This is a genomic window from Stenotrophomonas sp. I18B00994 (assembly GCF_014145825.1).
Lineage (GTDB): Bacteria > Pseudomonadota > Gammaproteobacteria > Xanthomonadales > Xanthomonadaceae > Stenotrophomonas > Stenotrophomonas maltophilia.
The window spans coordinates 17,518-36,831 of the sequence record NZ_JACIUW010000009.1; the positions used below are offsets into that span (position 1 = coordinate 17,518).

The 19,314-nt window shown below is 67.4% G+C and carries 25 protein-coding genes; 19 read left to right on the plus strand and 6 right to left on the minus strand.

Going from position 1 to position 19,314, the window contains the following annotated elements:
- Positions 1-72 precede the first annotated feature (72 nt).
- Both H4O10_RS11660 and H4O10_RS11665 read left to right on the plus strand, forming a co-directional pair.
- Positions 73-771, plus strand: a complete 699-nt coding sequence (locus H4O10_RS11660) for a glutathione S-transferase family protein (RefSeq protein ID WP_033834820.1) — start codon at positions 73-75, stop codon at positions 769-771.
- A gap of 87 nt (positions 772-858) precedes the next feature.
- Positions 859-1,533: a class I SAM-dependent methyltransferase gene (locus H4O10_RS11665; protein WP_049453891.1), complete on the plus strand. Its 675-nt coding sequence runs from the start codon at positions 859-861 to the stop codon at positions 1,531-1,533.
- A gap of 3 nt (positions 1,534-1,536) precedes the next feature.
- Here H4O10_RS11665 and smqnr read toward each other — a convergent pair whose 3' ends face one another.
- The gene (smqnr, locus tag H4O10_RS11670) at positions 1,537-2,184 is read right to left on the minus strand and encodes a SmQnr family pentapeptide repeat protein (RefSeq protein ID WP_049403295.1); all 648 of its coding nucleotides are present in this window, start codon (positions 2,182-2,184) and stop codon (positions 1,537-1,539) included.
- A gap of 157 nt (positions 2,185-2,341) precedes the next feature.
- On the opposite strand from smqnr, the gene H4O10_RS11675 reads away from it, so the two are divergent.
- On the plus strand, positions 2,342-3,118 hold the full coding sequence (locus H4O10_RS11675; RefSeq protein WP_033834817.1) for a DeoR/GlpR family DNA-binding transcription regulator: 777 nt from the start codon (positions 2,342-2,344) through the stop codon (positions 3,116-3,118).
- 11 nt (positions 3,119-3,129) lie between these two features.
- Entirely contained in the window at positions 3,130-4,263 is a 1,134-nt protein-coding gene (locus tag H4O10_RS11680; protein WP_033834816.1) for an MFS transporter, read from the plus strand.
- A gap of 9 nt (positions 4,264-4,272) precedes the next feature.
- Here H4O10_RS11680 and H4O10_RS11685 read toward each other — a convergent pair whose 3' ends face one another.
- The 5 genes from H4O10_RS11685 to H4O10_RS11705 all read right to left on the minus strand — a co-directional run bounded on the left by H4O10_RS11685 (position 4,273) and on the right by H4O10_RS11705 (position 9,145).
- The gene (locus tag H4O10_RS11685) at positions 4,273-5,778 is read right to left on the minus strand and encodes a PepSY domain-containing protein (RefSeq protein ID WP_049453889.1); all 1,506 of its coding nucleotides are present in this window, start codon (positions 5,776-5,778) and stop codon (positions 4,273-4,275) included.
- Positions 5,779-5,789: 11 nt separating this feature from the next.
- Entirely contained in the window at positions 5,790-7,928 is a 2,139-nt protein-coding gene (locus H4O10_RS11690) for a TonB-dependent receptor (RefSeq protein ID WP_049453887.1), read from the minus strand.
- 128 nt (positions 7,929-8,056) lie between these two features.
- Positions 8,057-8,443, minus strand: a complete 387-nt coding sequence (locus tag H4O10_RS11695) for a DUF2946 family protein (RefSeq protein WP_049453884.1) — start codon at positions 8,441-8,443, stop codon at positions 8,057-8,059.
- Positions 8,444-8,654: 211 nt separating this feature from the next.
- Positions 8,655-8,909, minus strand: a complete 255-nt coding sequence (locus H4O10_RS11700) for a hypothetical protein (RefSeq protein ID WP_005408345.1) — start codon at positions 8,907-8,909, stop codon at positions 8,655-8,657.
- Between the two features lie 11 nt (positions 8,910-8,920).
- Positions 8,921-9,145, minus strand: a complete 225-nt coding sequence (locus H4O10_RS11705; protein WP_005408344.1) for a hypothetical protein — start codon at positions 9,143-9,145, stop codon at positions 8,921-8,923.
- Between H4O10_RS11705 and H4O10_RS11710 the strand changes: the two genes are divergently transcribed.
- The 15 genes from H4O10_RS11710 (at position 9,144) to H4O10_RS11780 (ending at position 19,307) form a co-directional block, all read left to right on the plus strand.
- Complete coding sequence (locus H4O10_RS11710; protein ID WP_141097848.1) at positions 9,144-9,521, plus strand: hypothetical protein; 378 nt, start codon at positions 9,144-9,146, stop codon at positions 9,519-9,521. The two genes, H4O10_RS11705 and H4O10_RS11710, sit on opposite strands and share 2 nt — an antisense overlap.
- Before the next feature lie 111 nt (positions 9,522-9,632).
- Positions 9,633-11,969 carry a VapE domain-containing protein gene (locus tag H4O10_RS11715; RefSeq protein WP_033834811.1) on the plus strand — a complete coding sequence of 779 codons (2,337 nt, stop codon included), beginning with the start codon at positions 9,633-9,635 and terminating at the stop codon, positions 11,967-11,969.
- Between the two features lie 350 nt (positions 11,970-12,319).
- On the plus strand, positions 12,320-12,547 hold the full coding sequence (locus H4O10_RS11720) for a hypothetical protein (RefSeq protein WP_033835197.1): 228 nt from the start codon (positions 12,320-12,322) through the stop codon (positions 12,545-12,547).
- 41 nt (positions 12,548-12,588) lie between these two features.
- Positions 12,589-13,227: a hypothetical protein gene (locus H4O10_RS11725; RefSeq protein WP_049453880.1), complete on the plus strand. Its 639-nt coding sequence runs from the start codon at positions 12,589-12,591 to the stop codon at positions 13,225-13,227.
- A gap of 152 nt (positions 13,228-13,379) precedes the next feature.
- Positions 13,380-13,763, plus strand: a complete 384-nt coding sequence (locus H4O10_RS11730) for a hypothetical protein (protein WP_033835195.1) — start codon at positions 13,380-13,382, stop codon at positions 13,761-13,763.
- 355 nt (positions 13,764-14,118) lie between these two features.
- The gene (locus tag H4O10_RS11735; RefSeq protein ID WP_223846372.1) at positions 14,119-14,547 is read left to right on the plus strand and encodes a helix-turn-helix domain-containing protein; all 429 of its coding nucleotides are present in this window, start codon (positions 14,119-14,121) and stop codon (positions 14,545-14,547) included.
- Complete coding sequence (locus H4O10_RS11740) at positions 14,544-14,894, plus strand: hypothetical protein (protein ID WP_005408337.1); 351 nt, start codon at positions 14,544-14,546, stop codon at positions 14,892-14,894. The genes H4O10_RS11735 and H4O10_RS11740 overlap by 4 nt, the downstream gene beginning before the upstream one ends.
- Positions 14,891-15,376: a glycoside hydrolase family 104 protein gene (locus H4O10_RS11745; RefSeq protein WP_049453879.1), complete on the plus strand. Its 486-nt coding sequence runs from the start codon at positions 14,891-14,893 to the stop codon at positions 15,374-15,376. The genes H4O10_RS11740 and H4O10_RS11745 overlap by 4 nt, the downstream gene beginning before the upstream one ends.
- Complete coding sequence (locus tag H4O10_RS11750) at positions 15,373-15,750, plus strand: hypothetical protein (protein ID WP_033835193.1); 378 nt, start codon at positions 15,373-15,375, stop codon at positions 15,748-15,750. Before H4O10_RS11745 ends, H4O10_RS11750 begins: the two co-directional genes overlap by 4 nt.
- Entirely contained in the window at positions 15,695-15,985 is a 291-nt protein-coding gene (locus H4O10_RS11755; protein WP_049403302.1) for a hypothetical protein, read from the plus strand. Before H4O10_RS11750 ends, H4O10_RS11755 begins: the two co-directional genes overlap by 56 nt.
- A 118-nt stretch (positions 15,986-16,103) precedes the next feature.
- The gene (locus H4O10_RS11760) at positions 16,104-16,658 is read left to right on the plus strand and encodes a hypothetical protein (RefSeq protein WP_049403303.1); all 555 of its coding nucleotides are present in this window, start codon (positions 16,104-16,106) and stop codon (positions 16,656-16,658) included.
- A complete protein-coding gene (locus H4O10_RS11765; protein ID WP_012479303.1) occupies positions 16,655-17,245 on the plus strand; it encodes a phage baseplate assembly protein V in 591 nt (196 codons plus the stop codon). The genes H4O10_RS11760 and H4O10_RS11765 overlap by 4 nt, the downstream gene beginning before the upstream one ends.
- 52 nt (positions 17,246-17,297) lie before the next feature.
- Positions 17,298-17,636 (plus strand): GPW/gp25 family protein, encoded by a 339-nt coding sequence (locus H4O10_RS11770; protein WP_005408332.1) that lies wholly within the window; start codon positions 17,298-17,300, stop codon positions 17,634-17,636.
- Positions 17,637-17,638: 2 nt separating this feature from the next.
- The gene (locus tag H4O10_RS11775; RefSeq protein WP_033835191.1) at positions 17,639-18,535 is read left to right on the plus strand and encodes a baseplate J/gp47 family protein; all 897 of its coding nucleotides are present in this window, start codon (positions 17,639-17,641) and stop codon (positions 18,533-18,535) included.
- Between the two features lie 223 nt (positions 18,536-18,758).
- Positions 18,759-19,307 (plus strand): phage tail protein I, encoded by a 549-nt coding sequence (locus H4O10_RS11780; protein ID WP_229295559.1) that lies wholly within the window; start codon positions 18,759-18,761, stop codon positions 19,305-19,307.
- Positions 19,308-19,314: the final 7 nt, after the last annotated feature.

Here is a 19,314-nt window from a genome sequence, read left to right on the forward strand (position 1 = left end):
GCTTCCGGGGCAATGTCCACGCAGGCACGCTTCCCTCACCCGCCGCATCGCGGCTTGAACCGGAAATCTGCCATGACCCCGATCCTCTTCTACGGCGTGCCCTCGGGCTGCTCGTTCGGCTCCATCGTCGCCCTGGAATGGCTGCGCCAGCCGTATCACCTGTGCCGCATCGACATGCCCGGCCAGGTGCAGGGCGAGGACTACCGCCGCCTCAATCCACTGGGCGAAACCCCGACGCTGCGAACCGCGCAGGGCGAGCTGCTCAGCGAAAGCCTGGCCATCCTCAACCACCTGGCCGCGCTGGGTATCGCGCAGGGACTGGGCTTCGCACAGGGCACCTCCGGCTTCGATCGCCTCAACCATCGGCTGGCCTATCTCAACACCAGTTTCTTCGGTGCCTACGCGCCGCTCTGGCACGCACTGGAGCATGCGCAAGGCGATGACGGCGAGGCGCTGCGTGCCTATGGCACCACCAAGGTGCGCCACGCCCACCAGGCGCTGGAGCAGATGATCGGCACGGGCCCGTGGCTGCTGGGCGAACAGCGCAGCTTTGCCGATGCCTACTTCGCCGGCATCGCGCGCTGGAGTGACTATCACCAGGTGGTCGATCGTCGCGAGTTTCCCAGGGTGCAGCAGCTGTTCGAGCGCCTGCAGGACGACGCCGGCGTGCAGTTCGCCCACGCCATCGAAGCGCAGCAGCCGGCAACCAGCAGCGGTGGCTTCCTCGGCGAGGTGCGGCTGGAAGACGTGCTTGAGGCCACAGCGGCCTGAGCCCTGTCCTGCCCGTGTGGCAGCGGCGCGCAATGCCTCTTGCGCGCCGCGCTACAGTGGTATGTCCCCCGCCGCAGGAATCCGCGCATGTCCACGTTCTCCGACCCGCAGGCGGTGGCCCGTTATGCCGAAGCGCCGCTGCGCCAGGTGCCCGGCTTCCTCGCCTTGCAGCAGATGAGCCGCCTGCTGCTGGCCGAACGCGTTCCCGCGCAGGGCCGTGTGCTGGTGCTGGGCGCCGGTGGCGGGCTGGAGCTGAAGGCTTTTGCCGAGGCGCAGCCGGGCTGGCAGCTGCTGGGCGTGGATCCGGCCGCGCCGATGCTGGCTCTGGCCGAGCAGACACTGGGTCCGCTGATGCCGCGCGTGCAACTGCTGGAAGGCTACATCGACGATGCGCCCGATCTGCGCTTCGATGGGGCCAGCTGCCTGCTGACCCTGCACTTCCTCGATGCCGGGCAGCGCCTGCACACGTTGCGCGAGCTGCACCGGCGCCTGCAGCCCGGCGCGCCGCTGGTTGTGGCCCACCACAGCGTGCCGCAGGAACCGGCCGGCAAGCTGCGCTGGTTGCAGCGCTACGCAGCGTTCGCCGAAGCCTCGGGCGTTGCCCACGCCGATGCACAGCGCGCGATCGAGGCCATTGCCGAGCGGCTGCCGCTGCTGGCCCCCGAACAGGAAGTGGCGCTGCTGCAGGAGGCCGGCTTCGACGGCGTGGAGCTGTTCTACGCAGGCTTCAGCTTCAAGGGCTGGGTGGCGTACGCCGGGTGATGCCTACGGCACCACGGTGATGCCGATGCGCTGCATCAACAGCGCCACCTGCTGCACGTCCAGCGTGGCACCACGCAGGTTGGTGCTGCGCAGGTCCAGCTCACCCAGCTCCGAGTTGGTCAGGTCGCAGTCGGTGAAGTTGGCGCTGTTCCAGTCGACGCCCTCGAACTGGCCGCCGGACAGGTCCGAGCCGGCGAAGCTGGCGCCACTCACATTCGCGCCATCCCATCGGTTTTCCCACAGCTCGCACTTTTCCAGCGTTACCCGCGAGAAATTGGCATAGCGCAGGTTCGACTTCTTGATGAACGCGCTGCAGAACCAGCTGCGCGTGGTGATCTGGTTCATGAAGCTGGCGTTGCTGAAATCCGCGCCCTGCGCACGGCACTCGCTGATCTCCAGGCCCAGCGCTTTGATGAAATTGAAATGGCACATGCTGATATCGCAGCTGCGGAAACTGGCTTCCTTCAGCGTGGCGCCATTGAAGCGGCAGCCGGCGCGGCTGTCGGCATCGTAGAAACTGCAGTTGATGAACTCGGTGCCGGTCAGGTCCGCACCGGAGAAATCGCACTCGTGGAACTGCTGGTCGACCACTTTCTGGCCGGTGTACTGGTCCGCGCCGATGCGCAGCTTGCGGTGAACGGTGGGAGACATCAGGGATTCCATGCCAAGTGCCCCGCCATGATGCCGGGCCGCGAGGCCGATCCATAGACCCCGGGGCGGACGGGTTCACCGGCAGTCCAGCCGCCCTGTGCCCTCCCGACCAATGCGTGTTGTTGCACGATTATGCACGAACGTGCAGACTTGCGGCATGAGCGCCGACCCCAGCCCCCTACCCGCCCAGCGCACCCGGCAGATCCTCGAGGAGCTGCGCCAGCAGGGCCGCGTGGTCGCCGCCGAACTGGCGCGCCGTTATGCCGTCTCCGAAGATTCGATCCGCCGCGACCTGCGCGAGCTCGCCGCCCAGGGCCTGTGCCAGCGCGTCTACGGCGGCGCCGTACTGCCGCCGCCCAAGGAACGGCCGCTGCGCGAGCGCCTGACCCGCGACCGCGGCGACAAGGCCGAGCTGGCCGCCCGCGTCTGCGCGCTGCTGCAACCCGGCCAGGTGGTACTGCTCGATGCCGGTTCGACCAATCTGGCGATCGCCCAGCAGCTGCCGGCCGCTCTCGGGCTGACGGTGATCACCAACGCCCCGCAGATCGCCACCGCCGCCAGCATGCTCGAAGGCACTTCAGTGCAGCTGATCGGCGGGCGCCTGGCCAGCGGTGGCGGTGCGGTCGGTGCCGAGGCGTTGGCCCAGGTGCAGCGCCTGCGTGCCGACGTGTACCTGCCCGGCCCCTGCGCGGTGGACGGCGACACCGGCGTGTGGGCAATGGATGCGGAAGAAGCCACGCTGAAGCGCGCGATGGTGGCCTGCAGCAGCCGCGTCATCGTCGCCGCCACCACTGAAAAGCTCGGTGCCCGCGGCAACTGGCAGATCGCCAGCCTGGACGAGATCGACGACCTGGTGCTGACCACCACCGCACCGCCCGCCTTGGCGGCTCGCTTCCACGCCGCCGGTATCGCGGTGCACCCCACGCCTCCCTGACCGTACTGCTCATGTCCCTTGCCAACCGCGCGCGTGCCGAACAGCACGCGACCCGCGCTGCGTTCTTCATTCCCGGCTTCGCCACCGCGTTGTGGGCCACCCTGGTGCCATTCGCCAAAGCGCGCACCGGGATCAATGACGCCACGCTGGGGCTGGTGCTGCTCTGCCTCGGTGCCGGCTCGCTGCTGGCGATGCCCTTGTCCGGCGTGCTGGCCGCACGCCTCGGTTGCCGCCGGGTGATGGTGGCCAGCAGCCTGCTGATCTTCCTGACCGTGCCCGGCCTGGCCCTGGCGGGTTCGGCCTGGACGCTGGGCGTGGTGCTGTTCGTGTTCGGTGCGGCCGTGGGTGCGATGGACTGCACGATGAACGTGCAGGCCGTCATCGTCGAGCGCGAAGCACGGCGGGTGATGATGTCTGGCTTCCATGCCTTCTTCAGCATCGGCGGCTTCCTCGGCGCGGCCACCATGACCGTGCTGCTGTCCGCACAGTTGCCGCCCTTGGCATCGGTGCTGATCGGTGTCGGCACCATGCTGCTGGTGATGCTGTTGTCGGCGACCTACTGGCACAGCGAACGCATGCCGCACGACACACCGATGCTGGCCCTGCCGCATGGCATTGTGCTGTTCATCGGCGTGCTGGCGTTCGTCGCCTTCCTCGGCGAAGGTGCGATGCTCGACTGGAGCGCGGTGTTCCTCAGCGATGTACGTCGCGTCGATGCCAGCCTCGCCGGCGTCGGCTATGTGACCTTCACCCTGACCATGACGGTCGCGCGCCTGTTCGGCGATGCACTGGTGGCACGCGTGGGCCGACAGCGCGCGATCGTGTTCGGTGCGCTGCTCGCCGGTGCCGGCGTGCTGGTGCTGACCCTGGTCACGCCGTGGCAGGCATCATTGGCGGGCTATGTGCTGGTCGGCCTCGGTTGCGCCAACATCGCGCCCGCGCTGTTCTCGCTGGCCGGCCACCAGACCCGCATGCCCGGCGCGCTGGCCATCACCGCCGTTTCCACGCTGGGCTTTGCCGGCATCCTTGCCGGACCGGCGTTGATCGGCTTTGCCGCCAATCATTTCGGTCTGATTGCTGCGTTCATCGGTGTGGCCACGGCCTTGTTGCTGGTGGCCGTGTCCACACGTTGGCTGCGGGTTTAGTCCAAGGCATCAGCGCCGCCTGCGCCGCAGCTTCATCCGCAACCGGCGGTAGCCGATCACCGTGGCCGTTGCACACAACGCAGCGCCAGCCAGGCTCAGCAGCAGCAACACCGCCAGCCGGGCGGTGACCTGACGCAGCATCGCCGGCAGGTCCCAGCTGTGCAGGAAGTGGAACAGCCAGCGACCCACGCGCTCGCGACGCCCCATCGTCAGCAACGGGTCGCCAGTGGCCAGATCGAGGTAGACCCGCGTCGCCTCGGCATCGCCGAAATCAGCCAGCGCCACCGGGAAGCGGCGTACCGCTGCGCCGTTCATGGCTTCCGGTGCACGCGGGTAGAAGTACGCATCCGCTGCGAGCTGGACCCAGTACCCCTGCACGGGCGCATCGGACAACGCCCGCACCTTCTGCTGCAGCCATGCGGCCGGCAGCAACCGCGCAACCTGCAGATGACCATCACTGCCGGACACAATGCGGGTCTCGCCCTGCCCGTCCAGCAACACCGCGAACAGCTCACCATCGATGCGTCGCCACTGGATCTCCACCGGCTTGAAGCGCGCGTCGTCGACGGCCGCCAGCAGCGCCGCCGGTTCACCCAGCGCGCCATCCACCGCTACCGCGCCGCCACGATAGCGTCCGCTGTCGATCGCTTCGCGCGTACTGCTGAAGACGCCCAACGGGTTCATCGACATCAGCCCGCTGAAGATCCAGCTGAACACGAAAGCCGCAGCCACCAGCCCGATCAGATGGTGCCAGCGCATCCATGGTTCGACGTATGGCGTCTTCGCACCCGAACGGTAGTGCCCACGGAAACGCCAGCGCCACACACCCACCACGATGCCGCTGATCGCCGCCACCGTGCACAGCGCGGACAGCACGATCACCACCCACGTCCACACCGGGTCCACCGACTGCATGCGCAGGAAGTACAACCAGTGCAGCCAGGCGCCCACATAGTTCCAGCGCTGCTGCACATGCGGTGCGTCCTGCACCACTTCGCCGGTGTGTGAGGACACATACACATCCCCTGGCTGCGCGCCGCCCACTTCAACCCGGTACAGCGGCCGATGCGCATCCAGCGCACGCGAATGCGTCCAGCGGTCCTCGTCCACGCGTGTCGCGCCGACGAAGGCTTGGCCGCCCGCGAACTGTGCGGCGGATGCTTCGGCTCTCTGTGCCGACACCGGCAGCAGCGCCTGGCCGGTCACGGCAGACCAGGCGCCCACGTTGCTGCCATTGCGCACCACGTACGCAGGCTCGCCACGCAGCGTCGTCAGCGCCACAACCTCCGGCTCGGCCTGCACCACGGCAGGCAGTACCGACAGCCCCTGCAGATCGCGAGCATCCCCCAGCACCGGCAACGCCGCCAGCCGCTCACCGGGTGTCAGCTTCGGGTAACCAATGAACAGCATCACCATGCCGCTGACAAACCACAGCAACATCAGCAGGCATCCGCCGATGCCCAGCCAGCGGTGCACCAGATAGGTCCAGCGCTTGGCGGTGGATCGCAACGTCATCGCCAGCCTCCTCAGAAGCGATGATCGACGGTGAATTCGACGCGCCGGTCCGCACCCAGCAGCCACTGCGTGCTGGTGTAGTACGCGGTGGCGTAGTACGCCTTGTCGAACACGTTGAACAGCCGCGCCGACAGCCGCGTGCGCGGTGCCGCCTGCCAGGTCAGTGCCAGGTCGGTGGTGCTGTAGCCGGGCAGCTCCAAGGTGTTGGCGTTGTCGGCGTAGCGCTTGCCGACGTAACGCACGCCACCCGCCGCACTCCAGTCCGGTGCGAACTGCCAGCTCAGCCACACATTGGCCAGGCGCTCGGCCACGTTCGGTGGCACATTGCCATCACGCGACACCAGCACCGCCGGCGAACCGGTGGTTTCCAAGAAGTCCTCGAACTCGGCCTTCAGCACCGTGGCGTTGGCATCGAGCGACCAGTGCGGCGCGAAGTTCCAGTTCAAGGAGGCTTCAACGCCACGCGAGGTCTGTGCGCCCACCTGCACGCGGCGATCCGGCACCAGCGGATCGCGGCTGAGCAGCCCGGTCTTGCGGATGCGGTACGCCGCCAGCGTCCACTCGCCGCCATCGAAGGCCTGCTTCAGGCCCAACTCGATCTGCCGGCCCTTGGCCAGGTCGAAGGCCCCGTTGGCCGGGCTGATCATCAACAGGCCACTCACCGGGTCCGCCGCCTGCGAGTACTGCGCATACAGGTTCAACGTCGGCTGCAGCGCGAATACCGCGCCTCCGCGCCAGCCGGTGCTGCGGTAGGTCTTCGAGAACGCGTTCTGGCCGCTGATCAGATCGGTACGATCAATGCGCGCGCGGTCGTGGCGCAGCCCACCCAGCACCGACCAGCGCTCGCTCAGCGCCAAGCGGTCTTCCACGAACAGCGCGTACTGCTCGGCACGATTACGGTAGCGCGGCAGGTTCGGCGCGTCGCTGGTGAACTGGCCCGGCACCGGATCGAACGGATCGACCGGGCCCGAGCTGCCGGCATAGGTGTTGTTGGTGTGCTTGAAGTGCGCGCGGTTGGCATCGAGGCCCACGGCGAAGCTGTTGGCCAGGCCCGCAATGTTCCCCTGTACCCTCAGCGTCGAGGTCAACCCGGTCTGGTCCTGGTCGTGGGTGATCTCGGTATTGCCTGAGCGATCGATCAAGCCGGTAGCGCGGTTGTAGACGTAGGCTTCGGCATTGCGCCAATCGCGCTGGCTGTCGATCTGGTAGAGGCGCGTGCGCCATTCGACGCTTGCGTTCGGCGTCCACAGCGCATCGAGCTGGGTCCAGCGGTCGCGGTAGCGGATGTCACTGTCTTCCACGTTGTAGTTGCGGTGGCGCAGCGCCTCCAGCTGGCGGCCATCCACCAGTGGCGTGCCGAAGTAGCGCATCGGTTGCTGATAGCCTTCCGCATGGGTGAGCGACAGCTGCAGATCCGCACGCGGTTGCCACAGCAGTGCGCCGGAGAAGGTGGCATCACTACTGCGCCCGCGATCAACCCAGCCACCGCTGTAGTTGCCACTCACATCCAGCCGGTAGGCCAGCTCGGGGGTCAGCGCGCCACCACTGCCGAAGCCCAGCCGCGCGGTGTCCTCGCTGCCCACGGTCACGCTGATCTCGTTCTCGATGGCACCGCGCGTCGGCTTCTTCGGCACGATGTTGATGACCCCGCCAATGGCACCATCGCCATGGATGACCGAGGCCGGACCGCGCAGCACTTCGATGCGCTCGATGGACCAGGTATCGAATGGAAAGGTGATGCCCACGCCGCCATACTGGCGCAGCCCGTCATACAGGCGCATCACGGAAGCGCCATCGGTGAAGCCACGGCTGGACAGCGCACTCAGGCCGTTGCCCGGGTGCGGCATCGCACTGATCGCACCGGCGCGGCTGATCGCATCATTGAGGTTGGTGTCGCCGCGCTGTTCCAGCTGCCCGCGCGAAATCACCGTCAGGCTGGCCGGTGTCTGCAGCACGCTCAGGCCCAACGCAGAGCCTGCGCTGGAGGTGGAAGACAGCTCGCCGCTGCGGGTATCGACCACGCGCACGGTATCCAGCGTGGTCGGTGGTGCCGCATCGGCGGCAAGTACAGAGGCGGTGTGCAGGAGCAACGCGCACATGGCAGGCAGCGTCGCCCGGCGCAGGCGCGCGGAGTTGGGGTTCGTTTTCATCTGTTCACGGCATGCAAGGCCACCCTGCAATGGCAGGGTGGCAATCAGAAAGGGACAGACACGCGCGTGCGGGCACCGGCCGTGGCCGGCAACCTCATGAAAAACGATCAATGCACCGCGCGTGTGGCTCAGGCAGCCATGAAGGCCGGTGGCCCGCGCGCTCCCAATGTGCCGATGACCCGCTGCGGCAACGCCTGCACTGCACCACGCAGCGCACGGCATATCGATACCATCGGTGCCAACAGCAGCAATGCCGCCACCAGCAGGGTGATCAGCCGCGCGGCGATCAGGCAGTAGTCGCAGTCCACGCCCATCTCATGCTCGGCGTGTGGATCGGCGGGCGGCTTCTTTGCGACCTCGCCCTGCTGCATCGCCATCGCGTGGTGCCCGTGATGGCCCTCCATCGCATGCTGCGCATGCTGGGAATGGTCCATCGCCGCTACCGGCATAGCCGCTGCTACGTGACCATGCGCCAGCCAGCGGCTCACCAGCGGGGCAAGCAGCACCAGCAGCATGGCTAGCCATGCCAGGGCCTGGAACCGGCGGTGGAGGACAGAACGACGCACCCGGCCATTCTACGGGCCTGCGGTCAACCTTGGACCACGTTCAGGGTTGCCCGGCGGCCAGTGCGACGTTATGACGCAGTCTCCAGCGCAGGGGATCGTCCACTGCCCGAGGGGGACGGAAGGCAGCCTGGCCGGCCCCTTCCGCCCCCGCACCGGATGACTAGAACCGCGCCGGCTGCTGCACCGCGCGCTCCAGGAACATGACGCCCGCCTGCAGGCTGTTGCGGGCGTTCTCCAACCAGCGCTCCGGATCGGCTACCGCGAATCGCTCCTGTGCATCCACATCACCCGAGTCGGCCAGATCAGCCAGCTGCAGATGGATGTGGTTCTCCACCAGGCTCACCAGCACGGCGAGCTCGGCCGATAAACCGGCGATGCGTTCGGTGAAGCCAGCGTCGTTGCTGTTCAGAGACATGTCCCCTGTTCCTATGCGTTGCGGTGTTGATGGATGGCTTCGAAACGCTCGGCACAGGCAGGCCCGCAGAACAGTCTTGCCGGATCGTTGTCGAAGTCCTCGCTGCAGTCCGGGTTGTGGCATTCCCCCATGGGAGTGAGAGGGGCAACGTTGCTGGCCCGCGTTGCGTGCTGGGCCAGGGCGCGCTGCAGGTGGCGCGCTTCCATTTCCTGCGCTTCGTCGATGGTGTCCGTCATGCGGGTTGTATTTTATCGAGGGGTGGTCGCACCGATTGAGAACGTCGCAACGACGGTCAACGACGCGGATTCCGCGGCGGATCGGCGTTCGTGGTTGCAGTGGATTTCAAACATGCAGGCTCCTTGTGCACGGGCGCCCGAAGGCGCGGTGGAGAGAAACGAAGGGCCGTCGCTGACGGCGATCGCATCATCCGAAAACCGGTTCTCGCCAACTGCGACGCATCGGCGCGACCACGGCGATCTGCGAACGCCATCGCAGATCCAACGCGTACTGGATGGCCTGAGCGCGCCCGGGGATGCAAGGTACTGGAAGGTGTTGCAAATGAAGCCACGATCCGACACCATGACCGTGCCACCACCTCCCATCACATCCTGATCGCACTGCATCGGTCGGCCGCTGCGTGACCTGCGCACGCCAGAAACTGCACAGCACGTTGGCCGCCATCGGCCGCCGTGGACCGATCCACGTTCCCAGGGGCTCCGTCGAATGCACACACCGCATCCCACGCAGGACATCGTGCCCGCGTTCCTGCAGGCCATGCACGCGCACGGCATCGTGCCGGACGCGCGCGGCCGCGACGCGCTCAATGCCGATGGCACACTGGTTCGCTTCCATGTGGAAGGCGACCGTCGTGGCACGCGCAACGGGTGGGCCGTGTTGTTTGGAGACCATGTGCCGGCCGGCGAGTTCGGCAGCTGGCGGACCGGCACCCGCCATGCCTGGTGCGCGAAATCGCCGACCGCGTTGAGTGCGGCCGAGCAGCGCGCCATCCGGCAACGCCAGGAAGCGGCCCGCAGCGAGCGCGAACGGCATCAGCGCGAGCGCGAGGACGCTGCTGCCAAGGCCGCCAACGTGCTGTGGAACCGTGCCATTCCCGCCGACGTTCAGCACCCCTATCTGGTACGCAAGGGCATCCACGCACATGGCCTGCGCGTGGCGCCGTGGCCGGTGCGCAACAGCGATGGCCTGGTCTTCCGCCATATCGACAATGCCCTGCTGGTGCCGGTGATGAACAGCGCGGGCCGTATCGTCTCGTTGCAGGCGATCTTTCCCCGCGTGGATCCAGCACTAGGCCGCGACAAGGACTTCCTTTCCGGTGGCCGCAAGCAGGGCTGCTTCCATGTCATCGGCAAGCCGGCCCCTGGCCAACCGATCGCCATTGCAGAGGGCTATGCCACCGCCGGATCCATCCACCAGGCCACGGGCTGGTGCGTGGTGGTGGCCTGGGATGCAGGCAACCTTGGCGCGGTCGCCCGGGCCTGGCGCGGCGCCATGCCGGACGCATCGTTCGTGCTGTGCGCCGACAACGATCAATGGACGCGGCAGCCGCTGGACAACCCGGGCGTCACCCTGGCCACGCAGGCTGCCGCGGACATCGATGCCCGCGTGGCCTGGCCCGAATTCGCCGCGCTGCATGGCGACGATGACCGTCCTACCGACTTCAACGACCTGCATCTGCGTGAAGGGCTGGACGCCGTGCGTACCCAGCTGTTGCCTCCCGCACCGCCCGCAGCAGGCGACGACGTGGCGGGGGACGATGCGCCGTCATCGGCCAGCGCGCGCTACCAGGTGCCTGGCAACCTGTCCGCATTCGATGCCTTCACCCCGTTTCCCGATACCAGCGCGCGCGGGCGGCCGTTGCCAACCGCCCGCAACCTGGCCGAGCTGTGCCGTCGTACCGGTGTGACCGTGCGCTACAACGTCATCCGCAAGGATCTGGAGATTCTGGTCCCTGGGCTGCAGACGACCGTGGACAACGCCAAGGAGGTCGCGGCGGGCGAAGTGATGGATTGCATGCACCGCGCCGGCATGGCCACCGCCAGCTTCGAGACCAACCTGTGCCAGGTGGCCGAAGCCAATCCCTACAACCCGGTCGCCAGCTGGATCACCTCACGGCCGTGGGATGGCCAGTCCCGCCTGCAGGCGTTCTTCGATACCGTGCAGGAAGCCAAGCCCACGCACATGGCCGACGGCCGCGTGCTGAAGGAAGTCCTGATGCGACGCTGGCTGATCTCCGGCGTGGCTGCGGCGTTTGAGCCCGATGGCGTGGTCGCGCGCGGCGTGCTGACGTTCGTTTCGAAACAGAACCTGGGCAAGACACGCTGGGCGCGGCAGCTGGCGCCGGTAGAGCTGCAACTGATCGCCGATGGGGTGGTGCTGGATCCGGCCAACAAGGACAGCGTCAAGCAGGTCATCTCCAGATGGATCGTCGAGCTGGGCGAAGTCGATGCCACCTTCCGCCGTACCGATATCGCGGCACTGAAATCATTCATCTCGCGCAGCCATGACGAGATCCGTCGCCCCTACGCGCGCACCGAATCCCGCTATGCGCGGCGCACCATCCTGTTTGCCAGTGTCAACGACGAACGCTTCCTCCGCGATGCCACCGGCAACACCCGCTGGTGGACCGTGCACGCCGTGGCGCTGGGCGAACCGGCGCGGATCGACATGCAGCAGGTCTGGGCTGAGGCCCATGCGTTGTACTGCAGTGGCGAGACCTGGCACTTGAGTGCCGAGGAACTGGATGCGCTCAATGCCACCAACAGCGAACACGAGCCCATCTCGCCGATCGCCGAACTGATCGATCGTCATTTCGACTGGTCGCTCCCTGCCGAGCACTGGAGCGCGCACTACCGCGCCACCGAGATCGTCATCGCGGTGGGCATCGACAGGCCCAACCGTCGCGAGGTGAACGAGGCCGCCGCCTACGTGGTGAAGCGGCATGGTGTGCGCACCCGCGTGGTGGGCAAGGAGCGCGCCAAGGTCTGGCTGATGCCACAGCGCAAACGCAGTCTGGCCGAGCACGCGGCAGGGCCGTTCTAGATGCCGCGCCTCCATGATGGTCGCGACGTTGACAGCAGCAGCGGCGACTGGCGCCTGCACTGCGAAGCACGTCGCCTGCTGCAACTGGACGGCTACCGGCGCGTGGGCACCGACGGGCGCTGGACGGTGGTCAGTCCGCGCCGGCACCGCCAACAGTATCTCGAGGGTGTCCTGGCCGCACGCGGCCCGGTTGAGCGTGAGCGTCTGGCAGCAGCGGCATTGCGGCTGTGGATCGCCAGCCCGCCCGCCCAACCGCATCATGATGCAAGTAGATGCAAGGTGTTGACGAGAGGCGTCTACAGGGGCAAGATGCCGGTATCGGCCCGCCACCTTCCAGGAGCGCTTCCGCCATGTCCCGTCCCCGACTGCATGCCTTCGAAGGTGAGCAGCTGACCGTGCAGCAGATCCACCAGCGGGTACCGGTGCTGTCCGAGCGGACCATCCGCGACCACCTTGCTGCCGGCCGGCGTACCCGCACCGCCATGTTGTGCTTTGACCCGATCGCCGCGGCGGCCCGGGGCGGGCACATCACCCAGCGCATCCTCCGCGCCCGCAGCGTCGTCGGTCGCGATTCCTGATCCTCCGGCACCTGCCGCATTTCTCCAGGAGTAGATTCCGCATGATTCCCGCCTCCCTCGACAGCGGTCATCGCCTGATTGCCGACACACTGGCCGCGTTCCGTGCCGGCCCTGCACTGGGCAGCGTTGCCCTGCGGCCGGCGCCACGCTCTCGTGTGCCGCTCTACATCGGCATCGCCGGCAGCAAGCGCTCGGGCAAGGACACACTCGCCAATGGACTGGCGTCGGCGTTGTCACTGCCATGCGACAGCTTCGCGGCCCCACTGCGGCAATTGGTCGCCTCCCTCCTCGGGCTTTCCCTGCACGAACTGGACAGCCGCAAGGAGGACGCCATCGACTGGCTGGCCGAACTCACCCCGCGCCAACTGATGCAGACCGCCGGTACCGAGTGGGGGCGTGACCGCGTCCATCCCGAGCTGTGGGTACGCTCGCTGTTCGCACGCCTGCCCGAGGGCGGGCTGGTACCCGACGTCCGCTTCGCCAATGAGGCCCGCGCGATCCGCCGTCGTGGTGGTGTCGTGATCCGCGTCAATCGCCCAGGCCATCGCAGCAACGACCCTCATGCCAGCGAGCAGCCGCTACCGCATGAGCTGGTCGACATCGAAGTCGACAATGACAGCACCGCGGCCGATCTGGTCCGCAGATCGCTGGACCAGCTGCGTTCGCGCGGTGTGATCTGATCCGGAATGCCGGGCCGCCATCCGGTCCATCCCCCGAACCCAGCGCAGGCCCCGACCCATCATCGGCGAAAATGATGTAAGGTCATCCCCCATCACCGACGACACCTGTCGTCACCCTGCATCCCCAACCCATTTCGCAAAGAGGAAACGCCATGGAGGTCGAACAGTTCACGTCGACGCGCCTGAAGGCCATCGAGTTGTTCAAGTCCCAGCCCAAGGGCAGCAAGGACATCGTGAGCCTGGATGCGATCTTCATCTCGCTGTGCACGCTGGCCACTGCCCGGGCAGGCGCAGGCAGCGCCCAGCAGACGCGTACCGTGGCCCGCCCGGGCAGCCAGCAGCCGCCCGCGCCATGGTTCGTCGAAACCCTTGCGGCCCTGAAGGGCAAGGGCGAGTCGATCACCGTGGCGCGCTTCCTGATGTTCGCCAACCGCTTCCCGGTCAAGCGCATGGACCAGGTCAACGCCGCACGCTGGCTGCGCGACGCCGGGTACATCCCCCGCAAGACCGGCGGCAACCTGGTGTTCGATCTTTGATCCAGCGCCCCCTGCAGTCCTGAAGCCCCGGCATCGTCCGGGGCTTTTTCGTTTCCGGCCAGTACACGGCGCATGAGGCTGTGTGGCAGGTGGCCGTCCTCACCCTGTACCTGCCCCATCCCCTTGATCTGCCTCTGTTCCTGCCAGGTGAGGACAACGAGTACGGATGTACAGGAAAACACCAGCGGCCAGAGCAAGCGGATTCGGCTCACTGCAAGCAGGCGTGTCGTGCTCCTCCCCCCTCCTCACGCACGACTGAACGTCTTCAGCGCACCGATATAAAAGTAGATGAAAGGTGTTGACTGGTCATGCGGGATGGCAACAGTGGAGATCAATGCCACTGAAGACATCCTCCATGAACGCCCTGCCCGACAGCATCCAGACCCTGGCCGAGGTCATCGGCGAATCCGCAGCCCTCACGCTGGTGCGTGCCTGGCCGCCGACCACCTCCAGCACCACCGGCCGTCACCGCGTCATCGTCTACGTCCCCTCCACCCTGCCCGACCAGCACCGGCTGATCGACATCCTTGGCCACGACGTCGCCCAGCGGCTGGTCGCGCACTTCGGCGGCGAACTGTTGTTCCTGGCATCCTGCTTCGCTGCCGGCGCGCACGAACGCCGCGAGCAGATTGCCCGCGCGGTCGCCAGCGGCATGCCACGCGACCATGTTGCGCGTGAGTTCGGCGTCTCACAGACCACCATCAAGCGCGCCCTGCGCGGTGCGCGCACCGCGTTGCCACCGGCTGTCCACCCGGCCCTGCTCAAGGGATACGCACGCGCATGAACGAGAGCGACCTGCTGGCCGGCGTGCCGGATTGGGCCAAGTACCTGGGCGGGACCTCGGGCGTGCTGATCGCGGTGTCGCTGTGGCTGCGCCAGTGGTTGTCGTCGGCCAAGGTCGACCGCACCGCCGATGAAGCCACCAGCAACACCCTGCGCACCCTGCAGGAACAGCTCGCGGCCGAACGTACACGCGCTGATGGGCTGATGCACGAGCGCGAGGCAATGGCCCAGGAGATCGGGCAGCTGCGCGGTGAAGTCAGCGCCCTGCGTGCACAGATCGCCCAGCAGAGCGTACAGATAGACGCTCTGTTGAACCTGGTGCGCAAGCAGCCGGGGGCCGCCGCATGACCGCCGCTGCAGCCAACGCCCTCGGTGGCACCAACGTTGCTGCGTTCCTGGACATGCTGGCGGTGTCCGAAGGCACCGACATACCCAGCCAGCGCTCGCGTGACCGCGGCTACGACGTCATCGTCGGTGGCCAGCTGTTCACCGACTACCGCGACCATCCCCGCGTGCTGGTGTCGCTGCCGCGCTACGGCATCAAATCCAGCGCCGCAGGCCGCTACCAGTTCCTGCGCAGCACCTGGGATGACCTGCGCGCGCGACTGGTCCTGCCTGACTTCGGCCCGGTTTCGCAGGACCGTGCGGCGGTCGCCCTGTTGAAACAATGCGGTGCCTACGAGCTGATCCGGCTGGGACGCTTCGATGCCGCCGTCACCGCGGCCCGGCGCATCTGGGCATCGCTGCCGGGCGCCGGCTACGGCCAGAAGGAGCACGCACTGGAAACACTGCGCGCGGCGTACCGTGCCGCCGGCGGAGCCCTGCAGTGACGCCCCCGGGACTGAGGTTGGGCATCGGGTTGCTGGTCCTTGCCGGTAGCCACGCGAGCTGCGCCTGGCTGGGATGGACCCTGCGCGACCGCACTGCGGACCTTGCCGTTGCCACCACCCGGGCAGCGCAGCAGGAGGCCCGCACCGATGCAGTCCAGCGCGCGCACCAGCAGGCCCTCGCCAACAGCGCCGCAGGCGCGCAGGCCGAATCACAGCGCCTGGCCCACCAGGCCCGGCACACCGAACAGTTCAACACCCTGCAACGGGACATCGAGACCCATGCCAAGACTCCTGGTCGTGATCGCGGCGACGCTGACGGTGAGTTCGTGCGCATCTGGCGCGAGGCCAACGCCGGCCACGCCCTGCCGCGCTGACCTCAGCATCGCACCTGCCCAGCTGCTTCCCCCACCCCGCCTGCCGGACCTGCACGCAGCCAGCGATGACGCGCTGCTGCGCAATCACGTTGCGGTCGCACAGCAGTACCACGCGCTGGCCGACCAGCTGAGTGCGCTGCTGTGCAGCCTCGGCAGCCAGCGCGGCATCACCATCAATGGCGCCGCGCCGGCAGCACCCGCCGACTGCGGCAGCAGTGCCACTCCCACGCACTGAGCCTTCCGGACAAGGCCACGCCTGCAATGCCGCCTCACTGCGGTGATGGCAACACTGGCTGCAGACCGTGCGCGCCTTGCAGCGCTACGCCCCTCCTTCCTTCCCTGCATGAGCTGACATGGCGAACGATTCCTTCCCTCCCACGCTCGATCCGCTGATTGCCGCGATCGAAGCCGCTATCCGCGCACGCTTTCCGGGGTTTGCAAGCGTCGAGTTCCATCGCGAGGCCAACGCTGAGGGGATGCCCCTGCCGGCCTGCCTGCTGGCGATGACCCGCTGTGACCGCAGCAGGGACAACAATGATGGCAGTGGCCTGCTGCAGGCCACGCTACGCTTCGAAGCGCGCATTGCGCTGCCGGCGACCGATGCAACCACAGCGCTGCAGCTGCGCAACGCGGCCCTCGCCCTGGCGACCTGGCTGCACCAGCTCGGCCGCTTCCCCGGCGTTGCCAGCGGTGCGATCGATGTGATTGCAGCATTGCCGGAAGACCCCGCGGCGGCACAGCCGGGCCTGCGCACCTGGATCGTCGAGTGGTCACTGCCGGTCGCGCTGGGCGACAACCCGTGGGACGACGCCGGTGGCGTGGTGCCGCAGGCGTCCTACAGCTTCGCGCCGGAGATCGGCCGCGCCCATGAGTCCCGCTACCAGCCGTTGCCGGAGCGCGCACGATGAGCGCCGAACACGCGCGGCTGATCGGCAACCTGCTGATGATCGGCGTGGTGCGCGAACTGGACGAGGCGAACGGGCGCGTTCGCGTCGATGCCGACGGCATGCTTACCGACTGGATTCCCTGGCTGGAGCGCCGCGCCGGACCGGGCATGCGCAGCTGGTGCGCTCCCGAACCGGGCGAGCAGGTCGTGCTGGCGTGCCCCTATGGCGACCCTGGCCAGGCACTGGTACTCGGCAGCCTGTACCAGGACCGCTTTCCGCCGCCGGCCGACTCGCGCCTGCGGCAACGCACCGAGTTCGCCGACGGCAGCAGCGTCGAGTACGACCAGGAAACCACCACGCTCAACGTCCATGTCGGCAGCGGCAAGGTCATCGTCACCTGCGCGAATGCACAGGTGATCGCCAGCGAATCGATCGTGCTCGATACACCCTCGATCAAGGCGACCGGCGATCTGGATGTCAGCGGCGCGATCAGCGCCGGCAAGGACATCAGCACACCGGGCGAAGTCAAGGCCGGTGCCATCGGCCTGAAGGCACACACACACACCGCACAGGGCCCAACCGCCCCGACCACGCCGGCCCAGGCCTGAGCGGCCACGCCTGCAATGCCCTGAAAACCCGCACTCCACGACGATAGAGGCCATGCGAGGAATCGACGCCAACACCGGCAAATCACTGGATGGGCTCGCCCATCTCCACCAGTCCGTGCGTGACATTCTCACCACACCCCTTGGCTCCCGCGTACTGCGCCGCGAATACGGTTCACGCGTATTCGAACTGATCGATGCGCCGACCAACCGCTCGCTGCGCATGGACCTGATCGCGGCCACCGTCGACGCGCTGGCGCGATGGGAACCGCGTCTCCACGTCGAGAACGTCGACGTCTCCCTCCCCGCCCCCGGCGTGATGATCCTGGCAGTGACCGGGATCCACCTGCCGGACGGCGAGGCCATCACCATCGAAGGAATCGAGGTTCGCTAACCGTGGCATCCGGCTCGTTCACCAGTGTCAATCTGTCCCAGCTGCCTGCACCGGCGGTCATCGAAGTGCTCGATTTCGAAGCCATGTTCGATGAATCGCTGACCGCACTGCAGGCCCTGGATCCCACCTTCGACGCGCTGCTGCCGTCGGACCCGGCCTTCAAGATCCTGGAGGTCTGCACCTACCTGCGCCTGCTCGATCGCCAGCGTGTCAACGACGCCGCGCGTGGCGTGATGCTGGCCTATGCCGGTGGCAGCGACCTGGACCACCTCGCCGCGATCTTCGGCGTCGCCCGCCAGGTGCTCGACCCGGGCAGGCCGCAGGAAGGCATTCCACCGCGATATGAGAGCGATGAGGACTTCCGCCGCCGCATCCAGCTGGGCCCGGAAGGGTTCAGCGTGGCGGGGCCGGAAGGTGCCTATGTATTCCATGCGCTGAGCGCGGACCCGCGCGTGCTCGACGCCAGTGCGACCAGTCCCGCCCCCGGCGAAGTGGTGGTCTCGGTGCTGTCGCGCGAAGCGGATGGAACCGCCACCCAGGGGCTGCTGGACATCGTCGAGGCGAAGCTGAGCGCCGATGACGTGCGACCGCTGACCGACCACGTGCTGGTGAAGCCGGCCACGATCGTCACCTACTCGGTCGACGCCACGCTGTTCACCTTTGCCGGCCCGGATTCGCAGGTCGTGCTTGCCGAGGCGCGCACCCGCCTGGACCGCTACATCAGCGAGTCACATCGCCTCGGCCGCGATGTCACCCGTTCGGGGTTGTTCGCCGCATTGCATGCCGAGGGCGTGCAGCGCGTGGAGATCGTCCATCCGGCTGCAGATGTGGTGGTGAACCGAACCCAGGCCACCCACTGCGCCGGCGTGACCCTGACCCACGGCGGCACCGATGAATGAGCCGAGCACGCGCCTGATCAACGCGCGCCTGCGCGGCGCGATCGATGGCCGCAACCGCACCTTCCGCCACCCCGGCGGCGCGCTGGCGAGCCTGCAGGCGGTGTACCGCACCGATGCACGGGGGCGGCAGCCGCTGCAGGGCAGCGTCATCGAGGGCAGCAGGGTCACCCTGGCCGCTGCACCGGCGCCCGGCGAGGTCATCGATGGTGACGCCCAGGTGGTGGTGCCCTCGGCGGCAAACCTGCTACCCACCAACGCCACCCATGCCGAGCGCGCGCTTGCCCGCGCCATCGTTGCAAGTCCGTTGCCGGTGGACATCACCGCGCTGTGGGATGCCGACCGCTGTCCGACCGCACTGCTGCCCTGGCTGGCCTGGGCGCTGTCGGTGGACGAATGGAAGGCCTACTGGCCCGAAGCCGTGAAGCGCGCCCGGGTGCGTACGGCCATCGCCATCCAGCGTCGCAAGGGCACCGCCGGCAGCGTGCGCGACGTGGTGGCCGCCTTCGGTGGATCGGTGCTGATCCGCGAGTGGTGGCAGCTGCAGCCCAAGGGCGCGCCGCACACCTTCGAAGCGGTGATGACCATCGCCAACCAGGATGGCCAGTCCGCCACGGCGATGTTCGTCGAGGACGTCATCGGCGAAATCACCCGGACCAAGCCGGTGCGCTCGCACTTCACCTTTACCCAGGGCATGCAGGCCGACGCCGCCGTCGGCGCACTTGCAGCCGCCCACGCCACGGCCTTCCGCCGCCTTCAACTGATCGGAGAGTAACCCCCGC

Coding starts and splice junctions, on each gene's coding strand:
- H4O10_RS11730 (WP_033835195.1), top strand. CDS start 13,380: ATGGAGGTCGAACAGTTCACGTCGACGCGCCTGAAGGCCATCGAGTTG.
- H4O10_RS11715 (WP_033834811.1), top strand. CDS start 9,633: ATGCACACACCGCATCCCACGCAGGACATCGTGCCCGCGTTCCTGCAG.
- H4O10_RS11690 (WP_049453887.1), bottom strand. CDS start 7,928: ATGAAAACGAACCCCAACTCCGCGCGCCTGCGCCGGGCGACGCTGCCT.
- H4O10_RS11700 (WP_005408345.1), bottom strand. CDS start 8,909: ATGTCTCTGAACAGCAACGACGCTGGCTTCACCGAACGCATCGCCGGT.
- H4O10_RS11745 (WP_049453879.1), top strand. CDS start 14,891: ATGACCGCCGCTGCAGCCAACGCCCTCGGTGGCACCAACGTTGCTGCG.
- H4O10_RS11725 (WP_049453880.1), top strand. CDS start 12,589: ATGATTCCCGCCTCCCTCGACAGCGGTCATCGCCTGATTGCCGACACA.
- H4O10_RS11765 (WP_012479303.1), top strand. CDS start 16,655: ATGAGCGCCGAACACGCGCGGCTGATCGGCAACCTGCTGATGATCGGC.
- H4O10_RS11685 (WP_049453889.1), bottom strand. CDS start 5,778: ATGACGTTGCGATCCACCGCCAAGCGCTGGACCTATCTGGTGCACCGC.
- H4O10_RS11740 (WP_005408337.1), top strand. CDS start 14,544: ATGAACGAGAGCGACCTGCTGGCCGGCGTGCCGGATTGGGCCAAGTAC.
- H4O10_RS11710 (WP_141097848.1), top strand. CDS start 9,144: ATGCGGGTTGTATTTTATCGAGGGGTGGTCGCACCGATTGAGAACGTC.
- H4O10_RS11660 (WP_033834820.1), top strand. CDS start 73: ATGACCCCGATCCTCTTCTACGGCGTGCCCTCGGGCTGCTCGTTCGGC.
- H4O10_RS11770 (WP_005408332.1), top strand. CDS start 17,298: ATGCGAGGAATCGACGCCAACACCGGCAAATCACTGGATGGGCTCGCC.
- smqnr (WP_049403295.1), bottom strand. CDS start 2,184: ATGTCTCCCACCGTTCACCGCAAGCTGCGCATCGGCGCGGACCAGTAC.
- H4O10_RS11760 (WP_049403303.1), top strand. CDS start 16,104: ATGGCGAACGATTCCTTCCCTCCCACGCTCGATCCGCTGATTGCCGCG.
- H4O10_RS11695 (WP_049453884.1), bottom strand. CDS start 8,443: ATGCTGCTGGTGCTGCTTGCCCCGCTGGTGAGCCGCTGGCTGGCGCAT.
- H4O10_RS11720 (WP_033835197.1), top strand. CDS start 12,320: ATGTCCCGTCCCCGACTGCATGCCTTCGAAGGTGAGCAGCTGACCGTG.
- H4O10_RS11675 (WP_033834817.1), top strand. CDS start 2,342: ATGAGCGCCGACCCCAGCCCCCTACCCGCCCAGCGCACCCGGCAGATC.
- H4O10_RS11665 (WP_049453891.1), top strand. CDS start 859: ATGTCCACGTTCTCCGACCCGCAGGCGGTGGCCCGTTATGCCGAAGCG.
- H4O10_RS11680 (WP_033834816.1), top strand. CDS start 3,130: ATGTCCCTTGCCAACCGCGCGCGTGCCGAACAGCACGCGACCCGCGCT.
- H4O10_RS11705 (WP_005408344.1), bottom strand. CDS start 9,145: ATGACGGACACCATCGACGAAGCGCAGGAAATGGAAGCGCGCCACCTG.
- H4O10_RS11735 (WP_223846372.1), top strand. CDS start 14,119: ATGAACGCCCTGCCCGACAGCATCCAGACCCTGGCCGAGGTCATCGGC.